Annotated in this window: 32 protein-coding genes and 2 riboswitches; of the genes, 18 read left to right on the top strand and 14 right to left on the bottom strand. The window is 38.7% G+C overall.

Features of this window, described 5'->3' with window-relative positions:
- Nucleotides 1-19: 19 nt before the first annotated feature.
- Nucleotides 20-415 (top strand): PaaI family thioesterase, encoded by a 396-nt coding sequence (locus ACIP9W_RS14755; RefSeq protein WP_400790806.1) that lies wholly within the window; start codon nt 20-22, stop codon nt 413-415.
- A gap of 191 nt (nt 416-606) precedes the next feature.
- Here the strand turns inward: ACIP9W_RS14755 and ACIP9W_RS14750 are convergent, their stop codons facing one another.
- From ACIP9W_RS14750 to ACIP9W_RS14740, 3 genes are all read right to left on the bottom strand, one after another.
- A complete protein-coding gene (locus tag ACIP9W_RS14750) occupies nt 607-1605 on the bottom strand; it encodes a zinc-dependent alcohol dehydrogenase family protein (protein ID WP_400790803.1) in 999 nt (332 codons plus the stop codon).
- Between the two features lie 172 nt (nt 1606-1777).
- The gene (locus ACIP9W_RS14745) at nt 1778-2365 is read right to left on the bottom strand and encodes a YdcF family protein (RefSeq protein WP_400791101.1); all 588 of its coding nucleotides are present in this window, start codon (nt 2363-2365) and stop codon (nt 1778-1780) included.
- 5 nt (nt 2366-2370) lie between these two features.
- On the bottom strand, nt 2371-3015 hold the full coding sequence (locus tag ACIP9W_RS14740) for a glycerol-3-phosphate acyltransferase (RefSeq protein WP_400790800.1): 645 nt from the start codon (nt 3013-3015) through the stop codon (nt 2371-2373).
- Between the two features lie 138 nt (nt 3016-3153).
- Nucleotides 3154-3270: riboswitch (SAM riboswitch) on the top strand.
- 118 nt (nt 3271-3388) lie between these two features.
- Here ACIP9W_RS14740 and ACIP9W_RS14735 point away from each other — a divergent pair.
- Complete coding sequence (locus tag ACIP9W_RS14735; RefSeq protein ID WP_400790798.1) at nt 3389-4681, top strand: O-acetylhomoserine aminocarboxypropyltransferase/cysteine synthase family protein; 1293 nt, start codon at nt 3389-3391, stop codon at nt 4679-4681.
- 79 nt (nt 4682-4760) lie between these two features.
- Nucleotides 4761-5747, top strand: coding sequence for a homoserine dehydrogenase (locus ACIP9W_RS14730; protein ID WP_400790796.1), 987 nt, complete (start codon nt 4761-4763; stop codon nt 5745-5747).
- Nucleotides 5748-5986: 239 nt separating this feature from the next.
- Here the strand turns inward: ACIP9W_RS14730 and ACIP9W_RS14725 are convergent, their stop codons facing one another.
- Nucleotides 5987-6217, bottom strand: coding sequence for an excisionase family DNA-binding protein (locus ACIP9W_RS14725; protein WP_142538991.1), 231 nt, complete (start codon nt 6215-6217; stop codon nt 5987-5989).
- A 96-nt stretch (nt 6218-6313) separates the two neighbouring features.
- On the opposite strand from ACIP9W_RS14725, the gene ACIP9W_RS14720 reads away from it, so the two are divergent.
- Nucleotides 6314-7201 carry a DMT family transporter gene (locus ACIP9W_RS14720; RefSeq protein WP_400790794.1) on the top strand — a complete coding sequence of 296 codons (888 nt, stop codon included), beginning with the start codon at nt 6314-6316 and terminating at the stop codon, nt 7199-7201.
- Between the two features lie 41 nt (nt 7202-7242).
- Here ACIP9W_RS14720 and ACIP9W_RS14715 read toward each other — a convergent pair whose 3' ends face one another.
- Nucleotides 7243-7899, bottom strand: coding sequence for a LytR/AlgR family response regulator transcription factor (locus ACIP9W_RS14715; protein ID WP_400790792.1), 657 nt, complete (start codon nt 7897-7899; stop codon nt 7243-7245).
- A gap of 202 nt (nt 7900-8101) precedes the next feature.
- Here ACIP9W_RS14715 and aceA point away from each other — a divergent pair, with 202 nt between their 5' ends.
- The 5 genes from aceA to ACIP9W_RS14690 all read left to right on the top strand — a co-directional run bounded on the left by aceA (nt 8102) and on the right by ACIP9W_RS14690 (nt 11983).
- A complete protein-coding gene (gene aceA, locus ACIP9W_RS14710) occupies nt 8102-9385 on the top strand; it encodes an isocitrate lyase (protein WP_400790789.1) in 1284 nt (427 codons plus the stop codon).
- 29 nt (nt 9386-9414) lie between these two features.
- Nucleotides 9415-11007 carry a malate synthase A gene (gene aceB, locus ACIP9W_RS14705; RefSeq protein ID WP_400790786.1) on the top strand — a complete coding sequence of 531 codons (1593 nt, stop codon included), beginning with the start codon at nt 9415-9417 and terminating at the stop codon, nt 11005-11007.
- Between the two features lie 12 nt (nt 11008-11019).
- Nucleotides 11020-11142: a YhfH family protein gene (locus ACIP9W_RS14700; protein WP_188713325.1), complete on the top strand. Its 123-nt coding sequence runs from the start codon at nt 11020-11022 to the stop codon at nt 11140-11142.
- 250 nt (nt 11143-11392) lie between these two features.
- Nucleotides 11393-11614: a transcriptional regulator gene (locus tag ACIP9W_RS14695; RefSeq protein ID WP_400790784.1), complete on the top strand. Its 222-nt coding sequence runs from the start codon at nt 11393-11395 to the stop codon at nt 11612-11614.
- On the top strand, nt 11615-11983 hold the full coding sequence (locus ACIP9W_RS14690; protein ID WP_400790781.1) for a YolD-like family protein: 369 nt from the start codon (nt 11615-11617) through the stop codon (nt 11981-11983).
- A gap of 56 nt (nt 11984-12039) precedes the next feature.
- On the opposite strand, the gene ACIP9W_RS14685 is transcribed toward ACIP9W_RS14690, so the two are convergent.
- Both ACIP9W_RS14685 and ACIP9W_RS14680 read right to left on the bottom strand, forming a co-directional pair.
- Complete coding sequence (locus tag ACIP9W_RS14685) at nt 12040-12387, bottom strand: ASCH domain-containing protein (RefSeq protein ID WP_400790779.1); 348 nt, start codon at nt 12385-12387, stop codon at nt 12040-12042.
- 95 nt (nt 12388-12482) lie between these two features.
- Nucleotides 12483-13349 (bottom strand): BsuPI-related putative proteinase inhibitor, encoded by an 867-nt coding sequence (locus tag ACIP9W_RS14680; RefSeq protein WP_400790776.1) that lies wholly within the window; start codon nt 13347-13349, stop codon nt 12483-12485.
- A gap of 150 nt (nt 13350-13499) precedes the next feature.
- On the opposite strand from ACIP9W_RS14680, the gene ACIP9W_RS14675 reads away from it, so the two are divergent.
- The 5 genes from ACIP9W_RS14675 (at nt 13500) to ACIP9W_RS14655 (ending at nt 17194) form a co-directional block, all read left to right on the top strand.
- Nucleotides 13500-14192, top strand: a complete 693-nt coding sequence (locus ACIP9W_RS14675) for a response regulator transcription factor (protein ID WP_282242592.1) — start codon at nt 13500-13502, stop codon at nt 14190-14192.
- Nucleotides 14170-14337, top strand: coding sequence for a hypothetical protein (locus ACIP9W_RS14670; RefSeq protein WP_400790773.1), 168 nt, complete (start codon nt 14170-14172; stop codon nt 14335-14337). The genes ACIP9W_RS14675 and ACIP9W_RS14670 overlap by 23 nt, the downstream gene beginning before the upstream one ends.
- Complete coding sequence (locus ACIP9W_RS14665) at nt 14334-16508, top strand: histidine kinase dimerization/phospho-acceptor domain-containing protein (protein ID WP_400790770.1); 2175 nt, start codon at nt 14334-14336, stop codon at nt 16506-16508. The genes ACIP9W_RS14670 and ACIP9W_RS14665 overlap by 4 nt, the downstream gene beginning before the upstream one ends.
- A gap of 276 nt (nt 16509-16784) precedes the next feature.
- Entirely contained in the window at nt 16785-16907 is a 123-nt protein-coding gene (locus tag ACIP9W_RS14660) for a hypothetical protein (RefSeq protein WP_400790767.1), read from the top strand.
- 164 nt (nt 16908-17071) lie between these two features.
- Nucleotides 17072-17194 (top strand): hypothetical protein, encoded by a 123-nt coding sequence (locus tag ACIP9W_RS14655; RefSeq protein WP_400790765.1) that lies wholly within the window; start codon nt 17072-17074, stop codon nt 17192-17194.
- 185 nt (nt 17195-17379) lie between these two features.
- Here the strand turns inward: ACIP9W_RS14655 and ACIP9W_RS14650 are convergent, their stop codons facing one another.
- A complete protein-coding gene (locus ACIP9W_RS14650) occupies nt 17380-18303 on the bottom strand; it encodes an NERD domain-containing protein (protein WP_400790762.1) in 924 nt (307 codons plus the stop codon).
- Nucleotides 18304-18468: 165 nt separating this feature from the next.
- On the opposite strand from ACIP9W_RS14650, the gene ACIP9W_RS14645 reads away from it, so the two are divergent.
- On the top strand, nt 18469-18975 hold the full coding sequence (locus tag ACIP9W_RS14645; protein ID WP_400790759.1) for an AAA family ATPase: 507 nt from the start codon (nt 18469-18471) through the stop codon (nt 18973-18975).
- Between the two features lie 35 nt (nt 18976-19010).
- Here ACIP9W_RS14645 and ACIP9W_RS14640 read toward each other — a convergent pair whose 3' ends face one another.
- The 6 genes from ACIP9W_RS14640 to ACIP9W_RS14615 all read right to left on the bottom strand — a co-directional run bounded on the left by ACIP9W_RS14640 (nt 19011) and on the right by ACIP9W_RS14615 (nt 22936).
- Nucleotides 19011-19298: a hypothetical protein gene (locus ACIP9W_RS14640; protein ID WP_400790756.1), complete on the bottom strand. Its 288-nt coding sequence runs from the start codon at nt 19296-19298 to the stop codon at nt 19011-19013.
- Nucleotides 19299-19357: 59 nt separating this feature from the next.
- A complete protein-coding gene (locus ACIP9W_RS14635) occupies nt 19358-19999 on the bottom strand; it encodes a response regulator transcription factor (protein WP_142539003.1) in 642 nt (213 codons plus the stop codon).
- A complete protein-coding gene (locus tag ACIP9W_RS14630; protein ID WP_400790753.1) occupies nt 19974-21107 on the bottom strand; it encodes a sensor histidine kinase in 1134 nt (377 codons plus the stop codon). Before ACIP9W_RS14630 ends, ACIP9W_RS14635 begins: the two co-directional genes overlap by 26 nt.
- Nucleotides 21104-21805, bottom strand: a complete 702-nt coding sequence (gene liaF / locus ACIP9W_RS14625) for a cell wall-active antibiotics response protein LiaF (RefSeq protein ID WP_400790750.1) — start codon at nt 21803-21805, stop codon at nt 21104-21106. The genes ACIP9W_RS14630 and liaF overlap by 4 nt, the downstream gene beginning before the upstream one ends.
- Before the next feature lie 125 nt (nt 21806-21930).
- Nucleotides 21931-22569 carry a PspA/IM30 family protein gene (locus ACIP9W_RS14620; RefSeq protein ID WP_400790748.1) on the bottom strand — a complete coding sequence of 213 codons (639 nt, stop codon included), beginning with the start codon at nt 22567-22569 and terminating at the stop codon, nt 21931-21933.
- Between the two features lie 13 nt (nt 22570-22582).
- Entirely contained in the window at nt 22583-22936 is a 354-nt protein-coding gene (locus tag ACIP9W_RS14615) for a lmo0954 family membrane protein (RefSeq protein WP_400790746.1), read from the bottom strand.
- Between the two features lie 157 nt (nt 22937-23093).
- Here ACIP9W_RS14615 and ACIP9W_RS14610 point away from each other — a divergent pair, with 157 nt between their 5' ends.
- The 3 genes from ACIP9W_RS14610 to ACIP9W_RS14600 are packed head-to-tail and all read left to right on the top strand — an operon-like array spanning nt 23094 to nt 25621.
- Complete coding sequence (locus ACIP9W_RS14610) at nt 23094-24182, top strand: metallophosphoesterase (RefSeq protein ID WP_400790744.1); 1089 nt, start codon at nt 23094-23096, stop codon at nt 24180-24182.
- Entirely contained in the window at nt 24182-24784 is a 603-nt protein-coding gene (locus ACIP9W_RS14605; protein WP_400790741.1) for a DedA family protein, read from the top strand. The genes ACIP9W_RS14610 and ACIP9W_RS14605 overlap by 1 nt, the downstream gene beginning before the upstream one ends.
- A 9-nt stretch (nt 24785-24793) precedes the next feature.
- Nucleotides 24794-25621, top strand: coding sequence for an undecaprenyl-diphosphate phosphatase (locus ACIP9W_RS14600; RefSeq protein WP_400790739.1), 828 nt, complete (start codon nt 24794-24796; stop codon nt 25619-25621).
- Nucleotides 25622-25720: 99 nt separating this feature from the next.
- Nucleotides 25721-25899: riboswitch (cobalamin riboswitch) on the top strand.
- The last annotated feature ends 66 nt before the right edge of the window (nt 25900-25965 follow it).

Raw genomic sequence — 25965 nt, 5'->3', positions numbered from 1 at the left:
TAGTGCTCAGGAGGTTTGTATGATGAACTTTTCTTCTTTGATACATGAGTTTGAACAATCTAATTTTTTTAAGTACATAGGATTTGAATGTGTAAGCGTAGAATATGGGAAAGTAATCATTCAAATCCAAAAAAGACCGGATATTTCTAACTTGAAGGATATGCTGCACGGAGGAGTTATCATGTCCGGTCTAGATATAGTGATGGGTATAACATCTAGAACATTAGGGGTTAAAGCGGCATCGACCATTCAAATGGAAGTGAAGTTTGTAAATAGTGTCTTCGAAGGAACAACTGAAATAATTGGTGAGCTTATACATCGCTCGGACCATACAGCAATTTTAAATGGCAAAGTAATCGACGATCAAGGAAATTTAATAGCCTACAGCACAGCGACATTCAGACTTTACTCTTAAGCAAAACTAACTCTGAAATAATAAGAGTTATTTTCAAGACGGAATGCATACGAACAAAGAACTACAAAAAGAATGGAACGAATACGGAAAAACTATTAGACCAGTGGATGGATAAATTGCAGCCATATGGGGAGAAGGGGTATCATACAAAAAAAGCTTCCGAATAACGGAAGCTTTTTTCAACAATAATATTACCAATCATTTTTCAAAACAATTTTTCCTATTGCCTTACCTGACTCCATATACTCATGGGCTTTGGAGACTTTATCAAATGTAAAAACTTTGGAATCTAATAGCGGACGCAGCTTTCCTTCCTCGACCACCTTAGCAACCTTCTTCAAAATTTCACCATTATGTTTATGCAATTCTTTGTTTAATATTTTCAACAACATAAAAGTAATATGGAGGGAAAGTCCCTTCGAGTGCATAGGGGAGAGGTCATGAGTCGAACGAGCGGCGATGGCTGTTACTGTTCCATGTAGTGCTGCCGCCTCAAAAGAGCGATCAAGGTTTTTACCTCCCACAGTGTCAAAGACGAGGTCAAATCCTTTCCCGTTAGTATATTTTTGTACATAATCGTTAACGCTTTCTTCTCGATAATTTATCGTTACATCTGCACCAAGGCGAGTGCCAATCTCCAGCTTTTCTTTTGAAGAAGCAGCTGTGTAGACTGTTGCTCCTGCCCATTTGGCTAGTTGAATGGCGACGTGCCCGACGCCTCCAGTAGCTCCGTGAATTAGGATGTCTTGCCCAGGTACTAGCTTTGCACGATTAAATAATGCTTCCCAAGCGGTGATGGAAACCAGTGGTAAAGCCGCGGCTTCTTCCATCGTCAAATTTTTCGGCTTATGAGCAAGTAGGTCAACATCTGCCAGCATAAACTCAGCAAGAGCACCACCAGACGTCCCTTTAAATCCACCCGCACATCCAAACACTTCATCGCCAATTTTAAAATCGGTCACTCCTTCACCTACTGCACAGACCAAACCAGCCACATCTCCGTGTAATACTGCTGGAAATGTCGGTGCTACGGCTGGAACTGCACCAGCTCGGACTTTCGTATCAATAGGATTAACACTTGTAGCCTTTACTTGAACAAGTACATGTCCAGGTTGTAGCTCAGGTTTTGAAATCTCCTTATACTGAAATACAGATGGTTCGCCGAAAGCTTGGATAATTTGTGATTTCACACTTGTCACTCCTTATTATTTGTTTTACCTGATAAGAGAGAGGTCAACGTCAAATTCTAAAAAAAGAAAAGTGAAAATTTTTAGTCTTCACCTTCAAAATCAATGATACTTTATATAATTTTAAATTAATAGTTTCGGATACGACCAAAAAACTCCGTCTAGAAGCCCGGAGTTATTTCCCAACAATATAAGTCTTCAAAAGCGCAGCCCTTTCACGCAACCGCACTTTTGCCTCCACCACTTCCGGCGTTTCCGCAGCGACAACATCCGTATTCCAACCGAGTTTACTAGCAAGTATTTTCGCCCGATGTAAATGATAATCACTCGTAATAATTGTTACTGAATCCACCTCTTCTGGTAGTAGCTCCTGCGAAAACTTTAAGTTTTCATAAGTAGAGGTTGACTGTTTTTCCACGATAATTCGCTCTTCGGCTACCCCATTTTCCAAAAGAAAATTTTTCATAACAATCGCTTCCTCGATATCTTCATCGGGACCTTGTCCGCCAGATACAACAAGCTTCACATGGGGATGCTCTATAGCATATGCTAGCGCCGCTTCCAAACGGTAATGAAGTGAAAGGGAAGGGACATTTCCTTTCTTCACTTTTGCGCCAAGCACGATGGCGTATTCATTGGATCCATCTGCTTTTGGCTCTAAACCGTCATCTAGCCATTTATTCGTCACCATCCACATACCAAATCCGCCTGAAACAACTACTAGTAAAGGAATAAGCACGATCCACCTCATTTTTCTCTTCATTGCATTCACACGGACGGCTTCTTTTTCTTCAAGAAGGCGGATATTCTTGGTTCTTCTTTACGGACTAGACGACGAAAATTTTCGATATGTAAAACAACAGCCATGATAAATAAAAAACCAGCTATAGCAATAGGTGCTGCTCCCTCTGCAAACCAAATGGAAGCAACGATAAATACTGCATAAAAGACAAATACACCAATCAATAAAAAATCCGTTAAAAAAGTCGTACCTATTAATAATAAAAGTCCGATAAGTCCAATTGGCCAATAAATAGCAAATAAAATACCAATAATCGAAGCAGTCCCTTTTCCACCTTTAAATCCAGTATAAACCGGGAAATTATGTCCTAAAATAACAGCAGCCCCAGCTAAATAAAGCAATAAATCCTGTTCCACAGCGGAAAAATTACCGTATTGCGATAGGCAAAAGCGAATGCCGATAATAACGAGAACACCTTTTAAAATATCAATTAGAGCAACTAGAATACCATACTTCATCCCTAGGACAATTGCCGCATTGGAAGCGCCAGAGTTTTTAAGCCCTTCTTTCTTTATGTTGACACCACTAATAATTTGCGCAACTTTCGAACCGTGGATTGCTCCGATTAGGTAGCTAATAATTAATATAGTCAAAATCCAAACTGCCATCATATCACCTCCGAGTCTAATAACTACAATACATTAAACGTTCAACTATCAAAGAAGTTTCAGAATTTTTTAGAAAAACACTTGACGAACAGATTCATAGAATCTTATACTTTGTATCAAGATGGAAAACTAAATCAAATACTCTTATCAAGAGTGGCGGAGGGAATAGGCCCTGCGATGCCCGGCAACCACCGAGTTCTAAACTCGGAAAGGTGCTAATTCCTACAAATTCATTTACGTGAATTTGGAAGATAAGAGGAGGAACATGCGAAACTGCACCCCTCTTCTTAATCGAAGTGGGGTTTTTGTTTGTCCTAAAAATCTTTCCCCGTTTCCCAATGCGTCCATCTAAACTATTTTCTAGGAGGAATTCAAAATGACAAATCTTCAAAAAGAAACAGTTCTTTTGCATGGCGGTCAGCAACCAGATCCAGTAACAGGTTCTCGAGCGGTACCTATTCACAAAACGACTTCTTACGTGTTCCGCGATACGGAGCATGCACAAAATCTTTTTGCATTAAAAGAAACGGGTAATATTTACTCTCGTATTATGAATCCGACTGTCGATGTTTTTGAACAACGAGTTGCGCTTCTTGAAGGTGGAACAGCAGCAGTTGCAGTATCTTCGGGTATGGCAGCCATTGCATTCTCGATTTTGAATATTGCGGGAGCAGGGGACGAAATAATTGCAGCAGAAAACTTATACGGCGGTACATTTAATTTATTCGCACATACATTGCCTCGTTACGGCATTACGGTAAAATTCGTGGATGCCAATAATCCGGAAAACTTCCGAGCTGCAGTAACGGATAAAACAAAAGGCTTCTTTGCGGAAACGATTGGAAACCCAAGCTTAAACATACTAGATATAGAAAAAGTGGGAGCTATCGCGAATGAAGTAGGAGTTCCGCTTTTAATAGATAACACATTTGCGACTCCATATGGAACGAACCCGATTAAGCATGGTGCTCATGTTGTAATCCATTCAGCTACGAAATGGATTGGTGGACATGGAACAACGATTGGTGGAATTGTAGTAGACGGAGGAAACTTCGACTGGAATTCTGATAAGTTCCCTGGGTTTACAGAGCCGGACGTAACATATCACGGGTTACGTTATGGGATCGATGTACCGAACGTAGCTTTTGCGATTAAATTACGTGTACAGCTTTTACGTGATTTCGGTCCTTCATTAAGTCCAGAAGCCGCTTTTTCATTTTTACAAGGGTTAGAAACGCTGCATCTTCGAGTGCCTAAACACAACGAAAACGCACAAAAAATTGCAGAGTTCTTAGTGAACCACGAAGGTGTAGAATGGGTGAACTATTTGGGATTGGAAGATCATCCTTCTCATGAACTGGCGAAAAAGTATTTACAAAACGGCTTCGGCTCTATTTTAAACTTTGGTGTAAAAGGTGGAAAAGAAGCAGGGCGACGTATTATTGATAATATTGAAATTTGGTCGCATGTAGCAAATGTTGGAGATGCAAAATCATTAATTATTCACCCAGCATCTACAACACATCAACAGCTAACACCAGAAGATTTAGTGAAAACAGGTGTTACAGAGGATCTAATCCGCTTGTCTGTTGGGTTAGAGGCGGTAGAGGACTTACAAAATGCTTTGGATAAAGTACTTGTGGAAAAAACAAATGTCCTCTCTAGATAGAATTTTGTTGTTAATTGGGCTGAAATAGTCTACAATATGTAAAAAGCTCAATTGTGCAGATTTAGTTGGAGGAGAAAGTATGGCGAAAATAAAAGCAGCAATCTTAGGTTTTGGAACAGTCGGCCAAGGGATCTATCATATTGTCAATGAAAAAAAAGAAGACTTAAAAAAATCGCTAGGATTGGATATTGAAATTAGCGCTATTCTTGTCAATAACTTAGCAAAAGAAAGAATAGCAACCCCTGGTGTGCTAGTGACAGATAACTTCGAGGACATTATTAATATTCCAGGTTTACAAGTAGTTTTTGAAGCGATTGTCAATGAAGAACCAGCGTATAGCTATTTATGTCGAGCAATCGATAAAGGATGTCATGTCATTACAGCAAATAAAGTGATGTTCTCCAAATACAGCATTCCCCTACAAGAGCGTGCCAAATCACGTGGTGTATTTGTCGGGTATGAAGCAACTACAGCTGGTGGAGTTCCTGTTATTAAAACATTGAAAAATTTGCTTCAAGTCAATTCCGTGAAGAAAATTCAAGGGATTTTAAATGGAACGTCGAATTACATCTTAACGCAAATGCGTTTAGATGAATGCCAGTTTGAAGAGGCTTTAAAAGAAGCACAGCTTCTTGGATATGCTGAAGCAGATCCATATAATGACGTCTCTGGTCAAGATGCATTCCGTAAACTAATGATTTTAAGTGCGCTTGCTTTTGGTAAACAGCCAAACTGGAGCGATGTAAAAGTAGTTGGAATTGATGAAATTTCACTAGAGGATGTTAGAAAAGCAAAACTAGAAGGACTTCGTTATCGCCATGTCGCAGAAATCGAACAAGACGAAAATGGAGAGCTATTTGCATCGGTTGGACCGCAACTTGTAGGTCCGGATCATCCTTTATATGCGATAGAGGGAGTAAACAACGCTGTATCATTAGATACAAATTATATCGGCACACTGACATTAGTAGGACCTGGAGCGGGAATGTATCCAACTGCAAGTGTCATGGTAGAAGACTACGCAGAAATTATTGGTAAGCGAGCAGGATTTTTTATTACTATTTAAAAAACAAAAGCGCAAGCGCCTATGTCTGCCCCGACAGGCAAATGGGGAAAAGCGAGGAGGCAGCTCCTCAGCCACCACAGCTTTTTCACATTTGACCCCGAGGGGCAAGGCGCTGGAGTCTGGACGGAGAATTACTTGTAGAAAGTTATCTACATGTCATAGACTTTATTATTTTCTAAGGCAGGAAAAAATGACTTCGGCAATTTGCGTCGAAGTCATTTTTGATATGCATATAAATGTTAATCCTCGTCTTTTACATCAATATCATCCGGAATGGGCGTGTTTCGCCATTCGTCAATTTGGCGTTTTAACTCTTCTACTTGCTCTAAATGTGTTTGGAATTGCGCGCTATTCACGTAATAATCTTCTCCATCGAAGATTGCACGAATCTTTTTTTCGGCTATATAACGTTTCACTTGTTCAATAGGCATAGATAAATAATTCGCAGTCTCTTCTACTGTCATATACATGGGGAATGCCTCCTATCTATATAAGTATAAGATACGATAGTTACTATCTCAATATGTGCTATATGGAAAGTGAAATGAGATTTTTCAATAGAGGTGATGGGTTTGTCTATAATACCATACATATTCGTATTACTTGGAGCTGTTTTATGGGGGACAACGGGGACGGCGCAAACATTTTTACCGGAAAATGCGCATCCTTTCGTTATTAGTGCAGGGCGTTCAGCGGTCGGCGGTTTTTCATTGTTAATTGCAATGATCCTTTTAAAGAAAATTAAGTTTAAGAGTTGGCCTTGGAAAGAAACGATCTATGCAGCGATTTGTATATCGCTTTTTCAATTATTGTTTTTTTCGTCTGTTAAATTGACAGGAGTGGCAATTGCGAGCGTTGTCGCTATTGGAAGCGCACCTGTATTTTCAGGTTTAATCGAGTGGTTATTTTTAAAATTAAGACCATCAAAAATTTGGGGAATTTCCACCGCTTTTGCGTTACTAGGATGCATTTTTTTGTTTATGAATAAAGGGGAAATTACGATCAATCCAGTTGGGGTCATGTATTCGCTTATTGCAGGTGTTGGATTTGCGATATACACGATGTCTAGTAAATCACTTTTACAAAAGGAAGAAGCGATTCCTGCGGTAGCGATGACATTTTCGCTTAGCGCTGTTTTCTTATCACCATTTTGGTTTTTATATGATGTTAGCTGGCTACAGAACGGGGGAAATGTAGGAATCATCTTTTACTTAGGGCTTGCAACGACGAGTGTGGCATATGTGTTATATGGAAGAGGATTGAATAAAATTCCCTCTTCCTCTGCATTAACATTGTCGCTTGCGGAACCGACGACAGCCGCTTTGTTAGGGGTTTTCATTGTAGGTGAAATATTGAGTGCAACGTCATGGATCGGTATTTTGCTGTTGCTTGGAAGTATTGTCGTTCTGACAGTTGGTAGTAGATCGGCGAAGCAACTACCTGTTAATAGTTAAAGTAATAAAGAGCTATCTCCGGTTGAGATAGCTCTTTCGCCTCAAAACCCTAAGGCATTTCGAATATCTGCCGTATATGTCTGACTTACTGGAAGTTCTGTGCCATCTTGGAGTAGTACTAGTAAATTAGATGAAAAATCTCGGATGATTCGATCGATAAAAGAAACATTTACAATATAGGAGCGGTGAATGCGTAAAAAGGATTCGGGTAGTCGTTGTTGTAGTTCTTTCAGTGGGATGTTCGTTTTGTAAGGCTCTTTACCCGCGTAAAACCATGTTTTTTTCTGAAGACTTTCCATATAGGCAATTTTTTCGATTGGTATTGGTCGCCATTCTTCTTCTTGTTTACCGGTTAAAAAACGATAGGGGGGTTGGTGGACTAGTGAATAGTCGGGAGGCAATATAACAACCAGTGCCCCGGTTTCTCCTAGAATATCGATTGGATAGGCAATACCATAGTAAGGGACGTTTAGAATTTTATCTTCCACTAATCCTTCTGTTCTACAACAGGTTTGCATAACTATTTCTGCAATGCTTCCTTCCTTAACCTTCTGCCCTTTTTGGAGCTGCAAATCTTGATTCCCTGCAACGTAATAAACATACTCTCCCCTTACTGCGATAGCAATTGCAGCCCCTTTTGGGATCCAATCTTCTAATAATCCTGTATACTTCTTCAGTTGATCTTTCGATATTTCCATCCATTTCCCTCCTGTATAAAAATTCGTTGTTCATCCGTCCTATTTACATTTCATCCTTAAAAAATAGTCGTTTATCGAAAAGTCTATGCAAAATTCTGATAATTGTTATATAGTAGATTACAAGAAAACAAACTGTTATGGAACAGTATAAAAGTAACGTTTTTAACAGTTTAATAAATTAAATGAAGAGAGGATGCTGAATATGTTAACTAAACAGGAACAAATCGAACAATTGCGTACGGAGTGGGATCAAGAGAATCGCTGGAAGGGGATTGAACGTCCTTACTCACCGGAAGAAGTGATAAAGCTGCGTGGTTCCTTACAAATCGAACATACATTAGCTCGCAAAGGTGCAGAGCGTTTATGGAATTCTTTACACAAGGAAGATTTTATTAATGCGCTTGGAGCCCTCACAGGAAATCAGGCAGTACAACAAGTAAAAGCAGGACTTCAAGCGATTTACTTAAGTGGCTGGCAAGTTGCAGCAGACGCGAACCTTTCCGGACAGATGTATCCAGACCAAAGCCTTTATCCGGCAAACAGTGTGCCAGCGGTTGTAAAACGTATTAACCAAGCATTACAACGCGCAGATCAAATTGATCAAGCAGAAGGACGAGAAGATCATTTCGATTGGTTTGCGCCGATTGTTGCAGATGCAGAAGCTGGATTTGGTGGACCATTAAATGTATTTGAGCTAATGAAAGGCATGATTGAAGCTGGAGCAGCAGGTGTTCACCTAGAAGATCAGTTAGCGTCTGAAAAGAAATGTGGACATCTCGGTGGAAAAGTATTGCTACCTACACAAAATGCGATTCGTAATTTAATTGCTGCACGTTTAGCGGCAGACGTATCTGGTGTTCCAACTGTATTAATCGCACGTACAGATGCGGACGCAGCAGATATGGTCACAAGTGATATTGACCCAAGAGATGCAGAATTCATCACTGGTGAAAGAACACCAGAAGGATTTTTCCGTACTAAACCGGGCATTGAGCAAGCAATTGCACGTGGCTTAGCATATGCACCTTATGCGGATCTTATATGGTGTGAAACGTCGCATCCAAGTCTAGAAGAAGCTAAACAGTTTGCTGACGCAATTCATGCACAATTTCCTGGGAAATTACTTGCATATAACTGTTCCCCTTCATTCAACTGGAAAGCAAACCTAGACGATGAAACGATTGCAAAATACCAAGTGGAGTTAGGGAAAATGGGATACAAATTCCAGTTCGTTACACTTGCAGGATTCCATGCATTAAACCATAGTATGTTCGAGCTAGCGCATGACTACAAAACTAACGGAATGGCTGCTTATTCGAAGCTACAACAAGCAGAATTTACGAATGAAGCAAAAGGATACACAGCGACGAAACATCAACGTGAGGTAGGTACCGGCTACTTTGATGAAATTTCACAAGTAATCTCAGGAGGAACTTCTTCTACAACAGCGATGAAAGGTTCTACGGAGGTAGCACAATTTATATAATCAATCATGGGGATGGAGGTTATTCATAAATGGAACAAACAACCGCTAAAAGGATTGAAATAGTTGGAAAAGAAACAGATGCAAGTAGAGAAATTTTAACACCAGAAGCATTAGATTTCATAGCATCCATTCATCGCTCATTTAATGAAAGAAGAATAGAACTTCTACAAACGAGGGAAGAACGGCAAAAACAGTTGGATAATGGAGGAACACTGGACTTCTTACAAGAAACAAAGACCATTCGAGAAGGGGACTGGACAATTGCTCCACTTCCGAATGATCTAAAAGACCGCCGAGTAGAAATTACAGGACCAGTCAATCGCAAAATGGTTATCAATGCATTAAATTCTGGTGCAAAAACATTTATGGCTTGTTTCGAGGATGCCACTTCACCGACTTGGGATAATATGATGGATGGTCAAGTGAATATGCGCGATGCCGTTCGAAAAACGATTTCTTTTAAACAAGACAATGGAAAAGAATATAACTTAAAAGAACATACAGCTGTTTTAATGGTTCGTCCTAGAGGTCTCCATTTGCTTGAGAAACATGTGCTTATTGATGGGGAACAGATTGCAGGTGGCTTCTTCGATTTCGGATTATATTTTTTCCATAATGTGAAGGTATTATTAGCTCGTGGAACTGGTCCTTATTTTTATTTGCCAAAGCTCGAGAGTCATCTTGAAGCAAGATTATGGAATGACATTTTCGTTTTTGCCCAAAAACAATTAGGTGTTCCAAATGGAACGATTAAAGCAACTGTATTAATCGAAACAATAATGGCCGCTTTTGAAATGAACGAAATTTTATATGAGCTGCGAGATCATTCAGCGGGGCTAAACTGTGGGCGTTGGGATTATATTTTCAGTTATATTAAACGTCTTCGCAATCAACCAAATGTAATTTTACCGGATCGTAGCCAAGTGACGATGACATCCCCATTTATGCGAGCGTATACACAACTTTGCGTTCAAACATGTCATCGTAGAAATGCACCGGCGATCGGTGGGATGGCAGCTCAAATACCGATTAAAGGGGACGAAGTAGCAAATGAAGCAGCATTTGCAAAAGTCCGAGAAGACAAACGTAGAGAAGCAACCGATGGGCATGATGGAACATGGGTAGCACATCCGGGTCTAGTCCCTGTAGCATTGGGAGAATTTGATGAACATATGCCTACGCCTAATCAGATTCAGCGGAAACGAGAGGATTTGCAAGTGGCAGCTGGGGATTTGTTGGAAGTCCCGCAAGGCTCCATTACAGAAGAAGGCTTGCGTTTAAATTGTAGTGTAGGGGTTCAATATATTGCATCATGGTTACGTGGAAACGGAGCAGCGCCGATCAATCATTTAATGGAAGACGCTGCTACCGCTGAAATTTCTCGAACGCAAGTATGGCAATGGATTCGTCATCCAGAAGGAAAATTAGAGGATGGTCGAAAAGTTACGGAAAGCTTAGTACGTGAAACTTTGCAGGAAGAACTAGATAAGCTGGAAAAAGCATTTGGCAGCGAAAACTATGCAAATGGACGATACAACGAAGCAGCCGAACTTTTCCTTTCCTTAATAAGTGAACAAGAATTTGTTGAATTTCTCACATTACCAGGCTATGAAAAATTATAGGAGGTGATTTGCATGAAAACAACTACTCAAGAGGCAAATACAAAGCATTGTCGTGAATGTGGATGTGAAATTCATGAAAAAGTAGAGTCATCCCTTTACGAATGCGAACGTTGCATCGGTATGAATGAAGAATAACTCTGTATATGAAAGCCCTATCCTTCTACCAGGGAGGATAGGGTTTTTAGGATTTAGGAAATGATAATTTTTTTGACTGGTGGTGGACTAGAAGTTTGCTCTGTTTGGAGAAGCATTCGCTCGACTACTGTAAGTAAGCTTTGGAAAATAACGGAGCGAATGAAAGGTGAAATAAAATGCAATTAGCAACATTTTCTTGTTGTAAAAAGAACATACGTTTCATATACTAATTAAAAAGGAGGGAACGTTTGTGCGTATTCTATTAGAGAAATATTTCAATCGAGGACAGTATGTGGAATTAATATACCTATCTAAATCGAACGAAATTAGCAGGAGAAGAGTTAAAATACTCAAGGTGCTGGATAGCTCTTTTCAAGCATATTGCTTTAAAAAGAAGGCAAAACGAACATTTCTTATAACGAACGTATTAGCAATCGCTCCTGTTAGTCCAAAAGAAAGCAAGGTGATCTAGGTGGATTTTGATAAAGCAATGGATAGTCTAGATTTATCAAAAGTACGGGATCGAGGAAGCAAAAAGTGGGTTGCAATGATGCTGCCAGAACACGTCAAACTCCTTAGAGAATACATGGAAGAACAAAAGAAGACCCCTCGTCCAAATCTCGATGAATGGGATTTAGATATCATTCAAGAAAATATTCAATTAGCGATGAAACGAAATGTAGAAGTAGAAATAAAAACGTGGCGAAACGGAGCTTTCCATATTCACCTAGGAAAGGTAACTTGGGTGGATATAAACAGAAGAACAATTGAAATGGAAGACGTTTTCAACTCATTCACCTTACAACTAGATGAAATCGTGGATGTAACGATACTATTATGAACGAATAGACGTAAAACAAACCACCAACCATTTATGGCAGGTGGTTTAATTGGTGACTAAGCCTTTACTGGACTGAATTCATGAACCCACACAGTCATTTGAGGTAACCATGGCATACCCGGATGATAAGACAGGATGGATTGTTTATAATCTTCTACCGATTCGAACCCTTCTTGCTGTGCATGCGCATCCGTCAACTCACCCAGCGTTTGAATATAGACTGCGTCAATAACGAAAGACTGTCCACTAAGATCCATTACTTCCCCTACATCTGCATAGCGTCCATTACGTCGAGTAGCATTTTTCTTCCCTTGCAATACCAATTCTATATCGGATTCTTTCGTGATTAGTCGTTCAACTGAACATGTTTTAGGAGGTAAATTCGTTTTTTCAGGATTTGTCATGTATAGCCCACCTTGTTAAAATAATTTTACTTTGCTATTTAAGCTAAGTGTATACGTTTAATGCCTTGTGGACTATGGTTATAAAAGAGTATTTTTTAGTTGGGAGAATCAGTATAGACTTGGTCTCGTGTAAAAGGCTCTGTCACAACTAAATGTGCAAGTGTAACAGGTGATTTGCCTTCCCTTTCAAAATATATTTCCTCTAACTCGGGAAAGTTATCAAAAAAGGAATGTACAATTGTCCCGATGAACATGTGCTCCCCGGCACTACCTTGAACATTATTTAATCCGCTGTCCATATTTAATATGAGTTTCGTGTTATTATTCTCGAAACGATAATCAATTAATCCCACATCAAGCACCATTATTTCTTCAAAAATTTGACGGACTACATCTCCTGAAGGATCAATAGTTATTTCATATGGCTCTACATATTCTGCATTTGCATCCGCTTGGTAGACGGTAATTTTTTCTGTTGCTACAGTGCTTTCAGGCTCTTTATTTCCAACCCACTCATAAGCTACCTCTTCTTTTTGGTCACTTAGTTCATCAGAAGTAGACCACGCGATGAGTGTATAGGAACCGGCGGGTACTTCTGCTAACTCGGTTTGTAGCTCAAGTGGAATGACTAATTCTTCACTTGGTTTTAATATTTTTTCTTGTAGCATTAACGTAAATGTTTTATTGGCTGAATACGTATAAACGATATTATGTTCATTGTCTAAAAGCTGATATTCAATTTCCTGTCCACTTGGATATGTTAAGCTCTTTTCGACTTCTGTTTCATTTTTAATCGTAAAGGAAGCATTGCCATCCTCATTCACTTCTAATTTAGTCGAAATAGTTTTGTCTTCCTGCGGTTGCGGGTCTCCACCTGTAGTAGGATCTCCATTACTTGTTCCACAGCTCGCCAGGAGCAAAATGATGAAAATCGAACACGCGCCCCAAATAAGCTTTTTCATAGAATCACTCCTTTATAGGATTAGACTGTTTACTCCATAGAAAGTTACATATTAATTTCTTAAGAAATTCTTCATAATTATCCTTCTGAAATGTTAAGAAATGAACGGTACAATAAGAAACATAAGAAAGAAAAGATTGGAGGTAAGCAAATGACACAGTTTACAGTATTAGTGACAGACGATGACCAGGATATTCGAGACGGTATCGAAATTTACTTAAAAAATGAAGGCTATAACGTATTGAAAGCTGCGGATGGGCTAGAAGCATTGCAACTTATAGAAGAAAATGAAGTGCATGTCATTGTACTAGATATTATGATGCCGAAAATGGACGGGATAGCAGCGACATTTAAAATACGAGAGCAAAGAAATATCCCTATTATTATGCTTAGTGCGAAGGCAGAGGATTCCGATAAAATTCATGGATTATCGGTTGGAGCAGATGATTACGTAACGAAACCTTTCCACCCCATGGAACTAGTGGCACGCGTGAAGTCGCAACTTCGACGATATACAAAGCTCGGTACGTATCAAGGACAGCAAGCAATCATTGAAGTCGATGGGCTTGTGTTAAACAAAGAGGCAAAAGAGCTGACAGTAGAAGGTGAACCAGTAAAACTAACGCCGATTGAATTTAAAATTACAGAGCTTCTGATGGTGAACGCAGGGCGAGTATTCTCGATCAATGAAATATATGAGCGTGTCTGGCATGAACCTGCCTACAACGCGGAGAACATTGTAGCGGTACATATCCGAAAAATACGCGAAAAAATAGAAGCAGATCCGAAAAACCCAAGATATGTGAAGGTGGTGTGGGGCGTTGGCTATAAAATCGACAAGTAAATGGAGTTTACTATTGTCTATTTTAGCAATTGCGTGCGGCATCATTTGTCTAACCTACTGTCTAGCTAACTGGATGCCACTAATCGAAATTAAAGAAAGCTTTGTACAAATTATCCAAAACATGAGAGGGGGCGTTACGGGATGAAGCATGCAATCGGAAGAAATATATTACTTAGCACATTGGCGGTAATCACCGTATTAGGTCTATTTACACTAATCGAGCAAGGGCGACAATTTATCGGTACAAGCTATTTCGATAGCGATGACTTTGAGTGGCAGCTCGATGAACTGGAAGAATCCATTGTTCCATTAGTGTTAGCACCGCCAGATAAAGAAGAAGTGAAGAAAAAAATTACGGTGACTCCAGAAGAAATAGAGGAATATCGCTTTCGATATGGAGACCTAGAAAGTCAATTGAATTCGATTAGAAATCAATATCAAAGTGAGACAGGGGAAGTCACAACAGAAACATCGACAGACGGAGCATCAGAAGAAACAACAACCGTTGAAACACCAAACGATGCTTTACTTGCAGAGCGTGATAAAAAGCTAGCAGACATTACGAAAAACTTCACAGATGACAGCTATGTAGAAAAAAAGATTCGAGCAGAAAAAGAAGCAGAAGTAGATAACTATTACAAAGCTGTCGAATATGCAAAAAATGATTTATTAAGTCAGCAAGAGGACTTTGTATATGATTTAAAAAATGTCGAAACTGGAGAGCGTTTTACAAACGGAGAGATTGGCTCGAAAAACGCATTTAACAAAGAATATTCTAGTAAATATGGCCATTTAAGAAAGCGCACAGTTTATCAACAAGTGGATGAAAGTGGGCTGGTCACGGACATAATGGGAAATCCATTTGCACGCTTCGAAGGAACTGTTGCTATTCCAGAAGGTAGTATTTTGAGTGGGCATAGAGCTAATGAATATAAAAACTATTTAACAAACCAACGTATGTTTTATGGGGTAGTCGTAGCAGGAATTTTAGCTGCAGTTGCATTTACTCTATTGTGGAGAAAAAATAGCGAAACATTTCGAGATAAGAGCAGGGAAGAAAAATATCGCCAGTTGCCGATTGATGTAAAATTAGCATTCTTCCTCATTAGTATTTTGACGGCAATTATTACTATTGTGATTTTAGAGGATTTCGTATTATATAGAGACTATGACATGCAAATAATCACATTTATTTTTGCAGTAATTTTTACGGCGATAACGTTATATCAATGGAAGTGGATGCGTGCAGGCTTTGGCACAGTAGATTGGAAAAAGAGCCTTACTTATAGCTGGGGACAATCATTACAAGGGTTTTTCTTGAAGCAATCTATCGGGATTCAAACGTTGCTTATGCTAATCATCATATTCTTCTGGGGCATTGGAACATTACTTGTCCTTATGATACCGGTAGCATTGATCGTGTGGATACCAGCGACTATATTGATAGGGATTCCAGTACTCGTTGTTTTAATGTCAAGAACGGCGTACTTAAACCGTATCTTTGTGAAAACAGAAGAAATGGCAAAAGGCGTAACTGGCCATGAAATTGAAGTAAGAGGAAAATCACAAATTGCAGAGCATGCCGCCCAGCTGAATGAAATACGTAGCCTAATAAAGTCTTCTCATTCCGAGCAAGCAAAAAGTGAGCGATTAAAAACAGAGCTGATCACCAATGTAAGCCATGATTTGCGAACACCGTTAACATCCATTATTACCTATACGGACTTATTAAAAAATCCAAGCATTACAGATGAAGAGCGAGCATCCTATATTGCAATTTTGGATAAAAAATCAATGCGCTTGAAAACACTGATTGAAGACCTATTCGAAGTGTCGAAAATGGCAACTGGCAATATCGAGTTAGATAAACGGAAAGTCGATTTAACCCAATTATTGCAACAAGCCATTGCCGAACACCAAGAAGACATCGACAAATCAGGGTTAGATTATCGTGTAGCAATAGGTACAAAACCAATCATGGCTTATGTGGACGGACAAAAATGGTGGCGAGTACTGGATAATTTAATCATCAACACATTGAAATATGCTCTCCCAAATACAAGAGTGTATATCAATTTGGATCAACTGGACGGAGAAGCCGTTTTTGTTATCAAAAATATTGCAAAATATGAATTAGGCAATGACGTAGATGAATTAACCGAGCGATTCAAACGAGCAGACACATCACGCCATACAGACGGATCTGGTTTAGGGTTAGCGATAGCCCAATCAATCGTGGATTTACACGGAGGCAGATTGCGAATGGAAGTAGACGGAGATTTGTTTAAAGTGACAGTGAAAATTGAAGTGATTTAACGAAAAGCGGGGAATCCAATGGCGGATTTCCCGTTTTTTGTTGTGAGTAAATGGAGAGGGAGGGATAGTTAGCTGTAAAACCATGAGTTTTAGTTGTAAAAGGAGATTATATCCAGTGAAAAGAACTGTTCTGGCTTAAAAAAGTGGCTTGGGGTGAAAGTCGGAAGAAGAGTTGTAATTTCGGAGGATTTAGTTGTAAAAACTGCGAGTTTAGTTGTAAAAGGGAATTATATCCAGATAATTATCTTGTTTTAGCTACAAATTGGGGGCTTTCAAGTGGAGGGAGCCAGGTTAGTTGTAAAAGCGGAAGTCTTAGTTGTAATTTCGGAGGATTTAGTTGTAAAAACTGCGAGTTTAGTTGTAAAAGGGAATTATATCCATCTATTTATCTTGTTTTAGCTACAAATTGGGGGCTTTCAAGGGAAGGAGCCAGGTTAGTTGTAAAAGCGAAAGTCTTAGTTGTAATTTCGGAGGATTTAGTTGTAAAAACTGCGAGTTTAGTTGTAAAAGGGACTTATATCCAGCTGATTATCTTGTTTTAGCTACAAATTGGAGGCTTTCAAGTGGAGGGAGCCAGGTTAGTTGTAAAAGCGGAAGCTTTAGTTGTAATTTCGGAGGATTTAGTTGTAAAAACTGCGAGTTTAGTTATAAAAGGTAATTATATCCAGTTAATTATCTTGTTTTAGCTACAAATTGAGGGCTTTCAAGTGGAAGGAGTCAGGTTAGTTGTAAAAGCGGAAGCTTTAGTTGTAATTTCGGAGGATTTAGTTGTAAAAACTGCGAGTTTAGTTGTAAAAGGATAAAATATCCAGTTAATCCTCCCGTTTTATCTTGAAAAGCTGAATTTGCGCAAGCAAAAAGACGACCGTTTTTACAACGGGTCGCCTTTGTTTGCAAAGGATATTTTAGGTTTTCGTAAGACATAATATCTGGATTTGAAGCTGTTCATTGGTTGTAGATCGAGTTTTCTTAACAAGTAGCTTGCTGCATACTTGTCTTTAAGTTCAAGAAAATACATACATTCGCGATTGGAAATAGTACCTTTGACAAGGTAAAACCAGTCTTCGATGGCTTGTTTTTGCATGAGTGTTTTGGGAGTTTTGCAAATCGGACATTTATTTCTATTTTTGATTTTTATCGCACATTTTGGACAAAATAGGCCTGTCTTAATGTGGGAGAGCGATAGAGTATAAGTTTGTGCTAAAGGCTTAGGGACAAAATCAAGAGATTGGGATATAAAAAAATTCAGTAATTGTTGGAATTTAACTATTGAGATGACATCTGGAAGCTGGTTGTAGTCGTCCACGTGATTGGCTATATCACAGCCCATTACAATTTTAGTGTACTTAGGGGGGAGTACAACATGGGTTTTTGAATAGGCAAGCACGATTAGATGCTTGATCGGGATATTTATTTTAGCTATTTGTAGAAGGGTTTGTAAGTTTTTTACTTGTCTTTTTAACTGCTGTTCGGGACATTTGAAAGGAGTAGTAATTCCATCAGCTTCACGAATAAGTTGATCGGGATTTTTTTGGAAAGATATCTTGCCACGAATGTTTTTAATTTCTAAAATGGCAATATATTTTCTTGTTAAGATGAGCGTATCAAGTTGTAAATAGTTATTTTCATGTAATGGGATATGAAGATCTTTTAGAATGGCGAAGTGTTTAGGATAAGTTACTTGTTTTAGAAAGTTGTCGACATAACATTCTCCTTTATATCGCGATATGGCGGACCTAATCTTTTTTTCTATTTCCAGATAGAGATTTTGATCTTTAGGTAGGCGAAGAAGCAAACGTTGGTAGATGGGGACGATTCTTGGCAGGTCGCGGTGTATATCGATAAAATAGCCTCCTTTATTGTCATGTATATAGTATAAAAATTAGCACTTTATTGGGAAATTTACAAGCTATACTAGTACTTTCCATTTTGAGATACTTAGTAAAAAGGGGGTATGCAAATGAAGATTTATATCATCGGCTCGGTTGGTAGCGGTAAAACAACGCTTGCTCGTGAAGTGTCAAAAAAGCTTCAAATTCCGCATTTTGAAACAGATAATTTCGTATGGACAAGGCATCCGACAGGGGATATTCGAAATGATATCGAATTCCGTGACCAGTTGCTACAGGACGCAATTAAAATCGATAATTGGGTGATGGAAGGGGTACATATAGATTGGACAGATCCAGGCTTGGAAGAGGCTGATCAAATAATTTTTTTAGATCTCGCTTCAGCAAAACGCATACAAAGAATTACTAAAAGATACATCCGCCAGTTGCTGCGAATAGAGAAAGCCAATTATAAACCCACATTCTCTATATTTCGTCGAATGTTCCAATGGAATAAATACTTCGAAGAACAAATGAAACCTGAATTTCTAACAAAATTTAGGGCTTATGAGCAAAAAGTGTATCGTTTTCAAACAGATAGAGAGGTAGAAGATTGGTTTCACCGACTCAAAAGCTAACGAAAATCAAAAAAGAGAACTCCCTATCAATAAGGTCATCCTCTTTTATGTCTATAACGATTTCTAGATCCATCTCGTTCTTTCTTTAACTCTTCCATTTGACCTAACAATTGATCGAGCTTATTTTGCATGTCTGAGATTTGTTGCTGCTGATCCTGTGCTGCACGCTCAGCTGCCTTATAATCTCGATTTGCTTCATATAACGCAATGCCTGTTCCAATCGTATCTACAACATATCCAATCGAAAGAATGACAGACGCTATAAACCCGACGGTCAAGCCAAGGTTAGGTGGTAATTCATCGTTTGGATCTTCAGGTATCATATATGCTAACATCCTTTACTTCATCTTTTTATTAGCATATGATAAATCCTCTTTATAGGTTATTTTTTCGGTGTTACCAGCTTATGTTCAAACGCATAAATAACGGCCTGCGTTCGGTCACTTACTTCTAGTTTCGATAAAATATTGCTGACATGTGTTTTGGCTGTTTTTAATGCGATAAAAAGGGTGTCTGCTATGTCTTGATTTGTTTTACCTTCCGCCATTAATAGCAATACTTCGAGTTCTCGATCCGTTAATTCCTCATGCAATGCATGTTCAGAACCTTGGCGCATGCGCTTCATCATTTTATTTGTTACTTCAGGTTCCAAAACGGCATCGCCACTTAATGTTTTACGAATAGAATCCGCAATATGAGAAGCCTTGGAAGTTTTCAACAAATAACTGATTGCTCCGGCTTCAAGGGCGGGATATACTTTGTCATCATCGATGAAGCTTGTGACAATCATTACTTTTGCTTCAGGCCATTTTTGTACGATTTCACGTGTCGCTTCGGCACCATTCATAATGGGCATGACCATATCCATTAAAATAATATCTGGCTTATGCTGTAAAGCCATTTCTACCGCTTCTTGCCCGTTTACTGCTTCTGCCACAACATCCATATCAGGCTGTGCTTGTAAATAAGCAGATACGCCAATTCGGACCATTTCGTGATCATCCGCTAATAATATTCGAATCATTTTCTATCTCCTTTTTTCTAGTATCCGACGTTACATTCTCAGGAATTGTTCGCTGCTTATCGAGGTTAAGCTTACTTCCTTCGTCTTTCTTTTCTATTGGTAACTTCACTTCAACAATCGTGCCTTGAGAAGGAACCGATACTACTTTACAAGTCGCCCCAATTTCTACTGCTCGTTCTTTTACGTTTTGCAGTCCATATGAGCCGTTTTTCCCTTCTGTTATTTCAAAGCCAACGCCATTATCTTGTACGCGGAAGATGGCAAGATTGTCTCGTTCGACGAAGAGAATATCCACTTCTGTTGCATTTGCATGTCGTAATGTATTAGAAAGTGTTTCTTGCGCAATACGGAATAAATGATCCTCGGCACCTTTAGGCAACGAAACCTCTTCTAGTCGATAACGTATGGTGAAAAATACTTTTTGTTGCAACTCAACTAGTAATTCTTCTAATCCTTCTTTCAACGTTTTATCATGCAGAGCCGCTGGGCGAAGGTGAAGCAAAAGAGCACGCATTTCTAGCTGGGCTTGCTGTACGATTTTTTCGGTTTGCATTAATGTTTTGGGTGCTTCACCGTGCTTCGATTCTTCTATTTCCACCATTGTAGAAAGAAGCATCGATGCGGCGAACAATTGCTGTGAAACCGAATCATGTAACTCTCTTGCTAGTCTTTGTCTTTCTTGAATGATCCGTTCTTGAATAAGCTTATCTTGTGCTTCTGCTTTTTCATTTGTGATTCGTTGTAATGTTTTTCGTTGCGTTAAGATGAGTTGTTCTAATTGGTTAGCTGTAACCTGTAGGCGCTTGGAATACACATACTTTTTCTTTTTCGGTACAGGAGTTTCTGCCTCTAACAGAGGTCGTAAGCCTGTTTCAATCTTTTTTTCTTGATCCCGAACCTTTTGGAGTGTGTTCAATGAAAAACTAAAACTTATAAATGCTAAAACAACAATAATCCACACTCCTAAAGGTATTTGTGCATACGTGTTTTCTAGTAAAGACCACCACATGAAATCATTTGGCCAGCCCCAAACGGCATATAAAAGAAGGGCTGCTAGTGCCAATAAAGTAAGAAAAATAGAAAATCCTTGCCCTAGAAATATTTTCATTTGCGAATCACCTCGATATCCCCGATCCATGTAGATACAGTGATTACTAACTCGGAAGCATATGTCACATCATTCAAATAACCATCCTTTAATACGATTGATTGGTTCCACAAGCGCTGAGCGCCGCGTCCGAAAATATTCGCTTCTCCAATAATAGTTGCATAATGGAGGCGCACAGGAATTTCATATGGAACATAAATAACTACTTTTCCAAGTGTTTGACGAATAGAAATAAAAGAAGTGCCTTTCGGTAAAACTGTTTCCGTCACATCAATCATATGCTCCCCGTAAAAACCTTGTACATGGACGTCCTGCCATTCATACGCTTGGAAAGGGGTCGTCTGAGCTGAAAATAACTTATTTTGTATGATACTATTCGGCGTTTCTTCATATACGTTACCGAATGGACGAACCACATTACGTATCGGTTCATTTTTCCAAAGCTTATAAAGGATATACAACATAATGGCCATTAATAAAAGTCGCAAACTCCACATGGAGAAAACAGCCATAAGCATAAAGATAACTCCAGTCCAAAATAAAAAACGGCGTTGTTTACGAAGGCTGAAGTAAATCATCCCAATGCCAAGAAGGGCTAATACAATACTACCGTTTCTAAAAACTGTAGCCTCAATGAACATAAGAAAAACAAAACAGATGAGAATGAATGCAAGCTTGTTCGTTTGGTTTTCCTTCATACAGTTTCCCTCCTTTTTTACAAACAATAAGATACGGTCTTAAAACGTTAAGTACATATCTTATTGTTCGTAATGAGATATAAAGAGAGGAGAAGATTACTTCTCCTCCCATCATTATCTATAGTTTACACAATTTCTTGTTTAGTTTGTGCGTTTTTTTCTAACATTACTAAACGTTGTTCCATTGAAGTTACTTCATGTTCTTTTTCAATCTTTTGTCCTAAGCGTTCAATATATTGTTCCATCTCTTGGAATGTGCCGAAGTTTTTTTCTTTTTGTTCCGGTTGTAGCACACGATCCATTTGGTGATGGGCACGTGTGACATTTTCTTTGCCCATTAATTGTAATTGACGGACCTTCATGTCTTTTATTTTGTGCTTCATCTCTTCGTATTTACGTTCTAACCCGAAAAGTTCTTCTGTTGTTTGTAAAATACTGTTTTTTAATACAGCAGTTCTTTCGCTATAAGCATCTACTTCTGCTTGTGCAAAAGCAACTAAATCTTCTTCACCGCTAGCGGTTGCAAGCTCTACTTGACGTGAACGTTTTTCTACCATCTGAGTAGTTTCTGCAAGTTCTTTTTCAAGCTGTTGTTTTAATTGTTCTTGGCGTTCTAACCATTTTCCGGTTTGCTCTGTTTGTTTCTCTGCTTCACGGATGTATTGGTTCAGCATTGCGATTGGGTTTTTTTCTTCTTTTTTATCAAATAGCTTGTGTAAATCTGCCTCTACTGAATATTTGAATCGATTCCATAATGATGTCATGTTTGTTTCCTCCTTATTTTGAAAGTTCGTTCCATTGTTTTTCGAAATTGACAAATGGGTCATCTGACTTTACTGCTGATTTGGAAAAGCTTACTGGTTCGTTGTTCCATTTTTTCACTACGTACCAGACACCTACGATTGCCAAAATTCCGAAGAAACCAGGTACGTTTACTACTGCAGAGATTAATCCAAGAATACCTACGCTTGCCCAAAAGATTTTCAAGAAAGTAGATTCACTTTTTAAGTAGAAGTGCATCCCCGCAAATACGATTAACGCTGACACACCTAATCCTAATAGGGAACCTAAGTTAGCAAGAGCTACGATTCCTGCAGTAATACCAAGTACTAATAAACCAAATTTTTTCATGTGAGTGTTCCTCCTCTCGTTTGTAGTTATAGCTTACCAATTCTACAAACTTATCCAAACGGGCTTAGAAATGATTTTCGTATCGGTCTAGAGGCTTAGTAGTCATAGGGAAGAATCTGCTATACTTATGAAAAATATAAAAATTGGAGAGCGAATTATGAAGAAAATCGGTGCTATTACAACAGTAATCCTCGTTTATTCCGCCATTGTGTTTTATTTGGGTTGGTGTGTCTTCATATGGTTGGATGCATTTCTTTCTGTGAATAGATGGATTTTCTTTAGTGGATGGACAGTGATGGCATATGCATTATTGATTGCGAGAATTGATCATCGATTCCGGGTGTTTCATATAATAGGCTCTTACTGGATGATTATTATGCAGTACGGGATAATCCTTTTTCCAATAGCAACAATTGCTACATGGATTATGCCAGATCAACTTATAGTCATAGGCTCGATTGTTTTCTTTTTATTTGTAATGAGTATAATTATTGGAACGTACAATGCATATACGCCTGTAATTCGTGAGCTTTCCATTACGTTGCCCAAAAAGGATGCAAAGTTGACCAATTTAAAAGTGGTGGTTGCATCTGATTTCCATCTTGGTTTATTATCCAATAAGGCGCATTTACAACGTTTTGTGAAAAAGTCCAACGAAGAGCGCCCAGATGTAGTATTATTAGTTGGCGATTTAGTTGATGACGATCCTATCTGGTTTGTGAAAAAAGGGATGTCCGAAGTGATGAAACAGCTTACTTCTACGTATGGTAATTATGGGGTACTTGGAAATCACGAATACTATGGGAAGAAAATTCCACTCTTAGTAGAAGAAATGGAAGCATCTAATGTAAAAATGTTGCTAGATGAAACAATTGTAGTAGCGGATTCGTTCTATTTAACTGGTAGAGAAGATTTAACGAATAAAGAAAGAAAGCAGCTTTCAGATTTAGCCCCCACAGTACATAATCTTCCGTGGTTTGTGATGGATCATACACCTTCGAATTTAGTGATTCCTGAAAAAGAGGGTACTAATTTTCACGTATCCGGACATACACATCGCGGGCAAATGTGGCCGAACCATCTTTTTACTCGGAAATTATTTGAATTAGATTATGGCTATAAACAAAAAGGAAGCTTGCATGCAATCGTATCATCTGGCTTTGGTTTTTGGGGTCCGCCTATTCGTTTAGGTAGCCAATCGGAGCTATGGTCAGTAAACATTAAGTTAGAGGACGTGGGAGTATAATGGAAGCATGGATTGCAGACTGGATGAACCAGTTTGGATACCTGGGTGTATTTTTACTAATATTAGTAGAAAATATTTTCCCACCAATTCCTTCAGAAGTAATTTTAACGCTTGGAGGATTTATGACGACGACAACATTGATGACCAAATTTGGTATGATTGTGGCGTCAACGGCTGGATCGGTTAGTGGAGCAGCCATTTTATATTGGATAGGTACACTTTTAGATGTAGAGCGTTTAGAGAAAATAGTGCAGAAGTATGGAAAGTTTTTAAGGTTGACGATTAAAGACATTCATAAGGCAGATGCTTGGTTCGATAAGTATGGTGTGTGGGCAGTGTTTTTTGGAAGATTAGTTCCGCTTGTTAGAAGCTTAATATCGATTCCTGCTGGTATGTCGAATATGAAGTTTAGCTTATTTTTGTTGTTCACGACGCTTGGAACGCTTATTTGGAATACGATTTTAGTTTCGGTTGGAGCAGCAGTCGGGGAGAATTGGGATGAAATAGTAGGGTATATGGATATTTACTCCAATATTGTATATGCAATTTTAGCTGTTGTAGGTATCGCATTTCTTATTTGGTATTTTAAAAAACGTGACTAAGGAGATCTTATGGAATTTCTAGAATTATTAAGAGCATTAATATTAGGTTTTGTTGAGGGTATGACAGAATTTGCGCCAGTTTCCTCTACAGGTCATATGATTATTGTGGATGATATGTGGTTAAAAACGGAAGAATTTTTAGGGATGTATTCAGCAAATACGTTTAAAATTGTTGTACAATTGGGCTCCATTTTAGCAGTAGTTGTTGTTATGTGGAAGCGACTATTTAGTTTAGTGGGATTGTATAAACTAGATAGCGAAGAGTCGAGCAAACAGTTCAACTTGCTACATGTGATTGTTGGAATGCTTCCTGCTGTTATTTTAGGATTCGCGCTTAAAGATTTTATTGACGATAATCTATTTGGTGTAAAAACAGTTATATATAGTCTTGTAGCTGGATCTATTTTAATGATTATTGCAGATAAGTTTGGACCGAAAAAACCGAAAATCGTTAGTCTGGACCAAATTACATATGCACAGGCATTTAAAGTGGGATTGGTTCAATGTCTATCATTATGGCCAGGTTTTTCCCGCTCAGGTGCAACGATTTCAGGTGGTGTATTATTCGGAATGAGTCATAAAACAGCAGCCGATTTTACTTTCATCATGGCTGTGCCAATTATGGCCGGGGCAAGTTTAGTATCTGTTTTGAAAAACTGGGAACATATTAATATGAATGATATGGGCTTTTATGCAGTAGGGTTTATCAGTGCATTTGTATTCGCACTAATTTCCATCAAGTTTTTCTTAAAACTAATTTCACGGATAAAATTAATGCCATTTGCAATTTATCGTCTTGTGTTAGCGGCAGTGCTAGCGGTTATTGTATTTATGTAATAAATGTGGGCGGACATTTTTCAGTGTCTGCCTTTTTTCCTATGTACAGGTTTAAACACTATATGTTAGGCTATATAAGTATTAGAAACACAATATATAGTATGTGAACGAAAATTAGGTACCATTATGGTTTAAAAGGGAATTCGGTGCAATACCGAAGCTGTCCCCGCAACTGTAAGTGTGGACGACTGTTGAAATAACCACTGCGAGCAATCGTGGGAAGGAAGACAGAAGGATGAAACACGAGCCAGTAGACCTGCCTAATTCTCGTATGAAGCAACACTTTCTTCGGGGGTTGAGAGGTGGAGGCGAAGGACTCTTTCTCAATCATTCGGATGGGATTG

Origin of the sequence: Psychrobacillus sp. NPDC093180, from assembly GCF_044754065.1 — a bacterium.
In the GTDB taxonomy this organism is placed as follows: Bacteria; Bacillota; Bacilli; order Bacillales_A; family Planococcaceae; genus Psychrobacillus.
The sequence above is the reverse complement of the archived record's forward strand: the minus strand, read 5'-3'. Positions and strand labels throughout refer to the sequence as shown.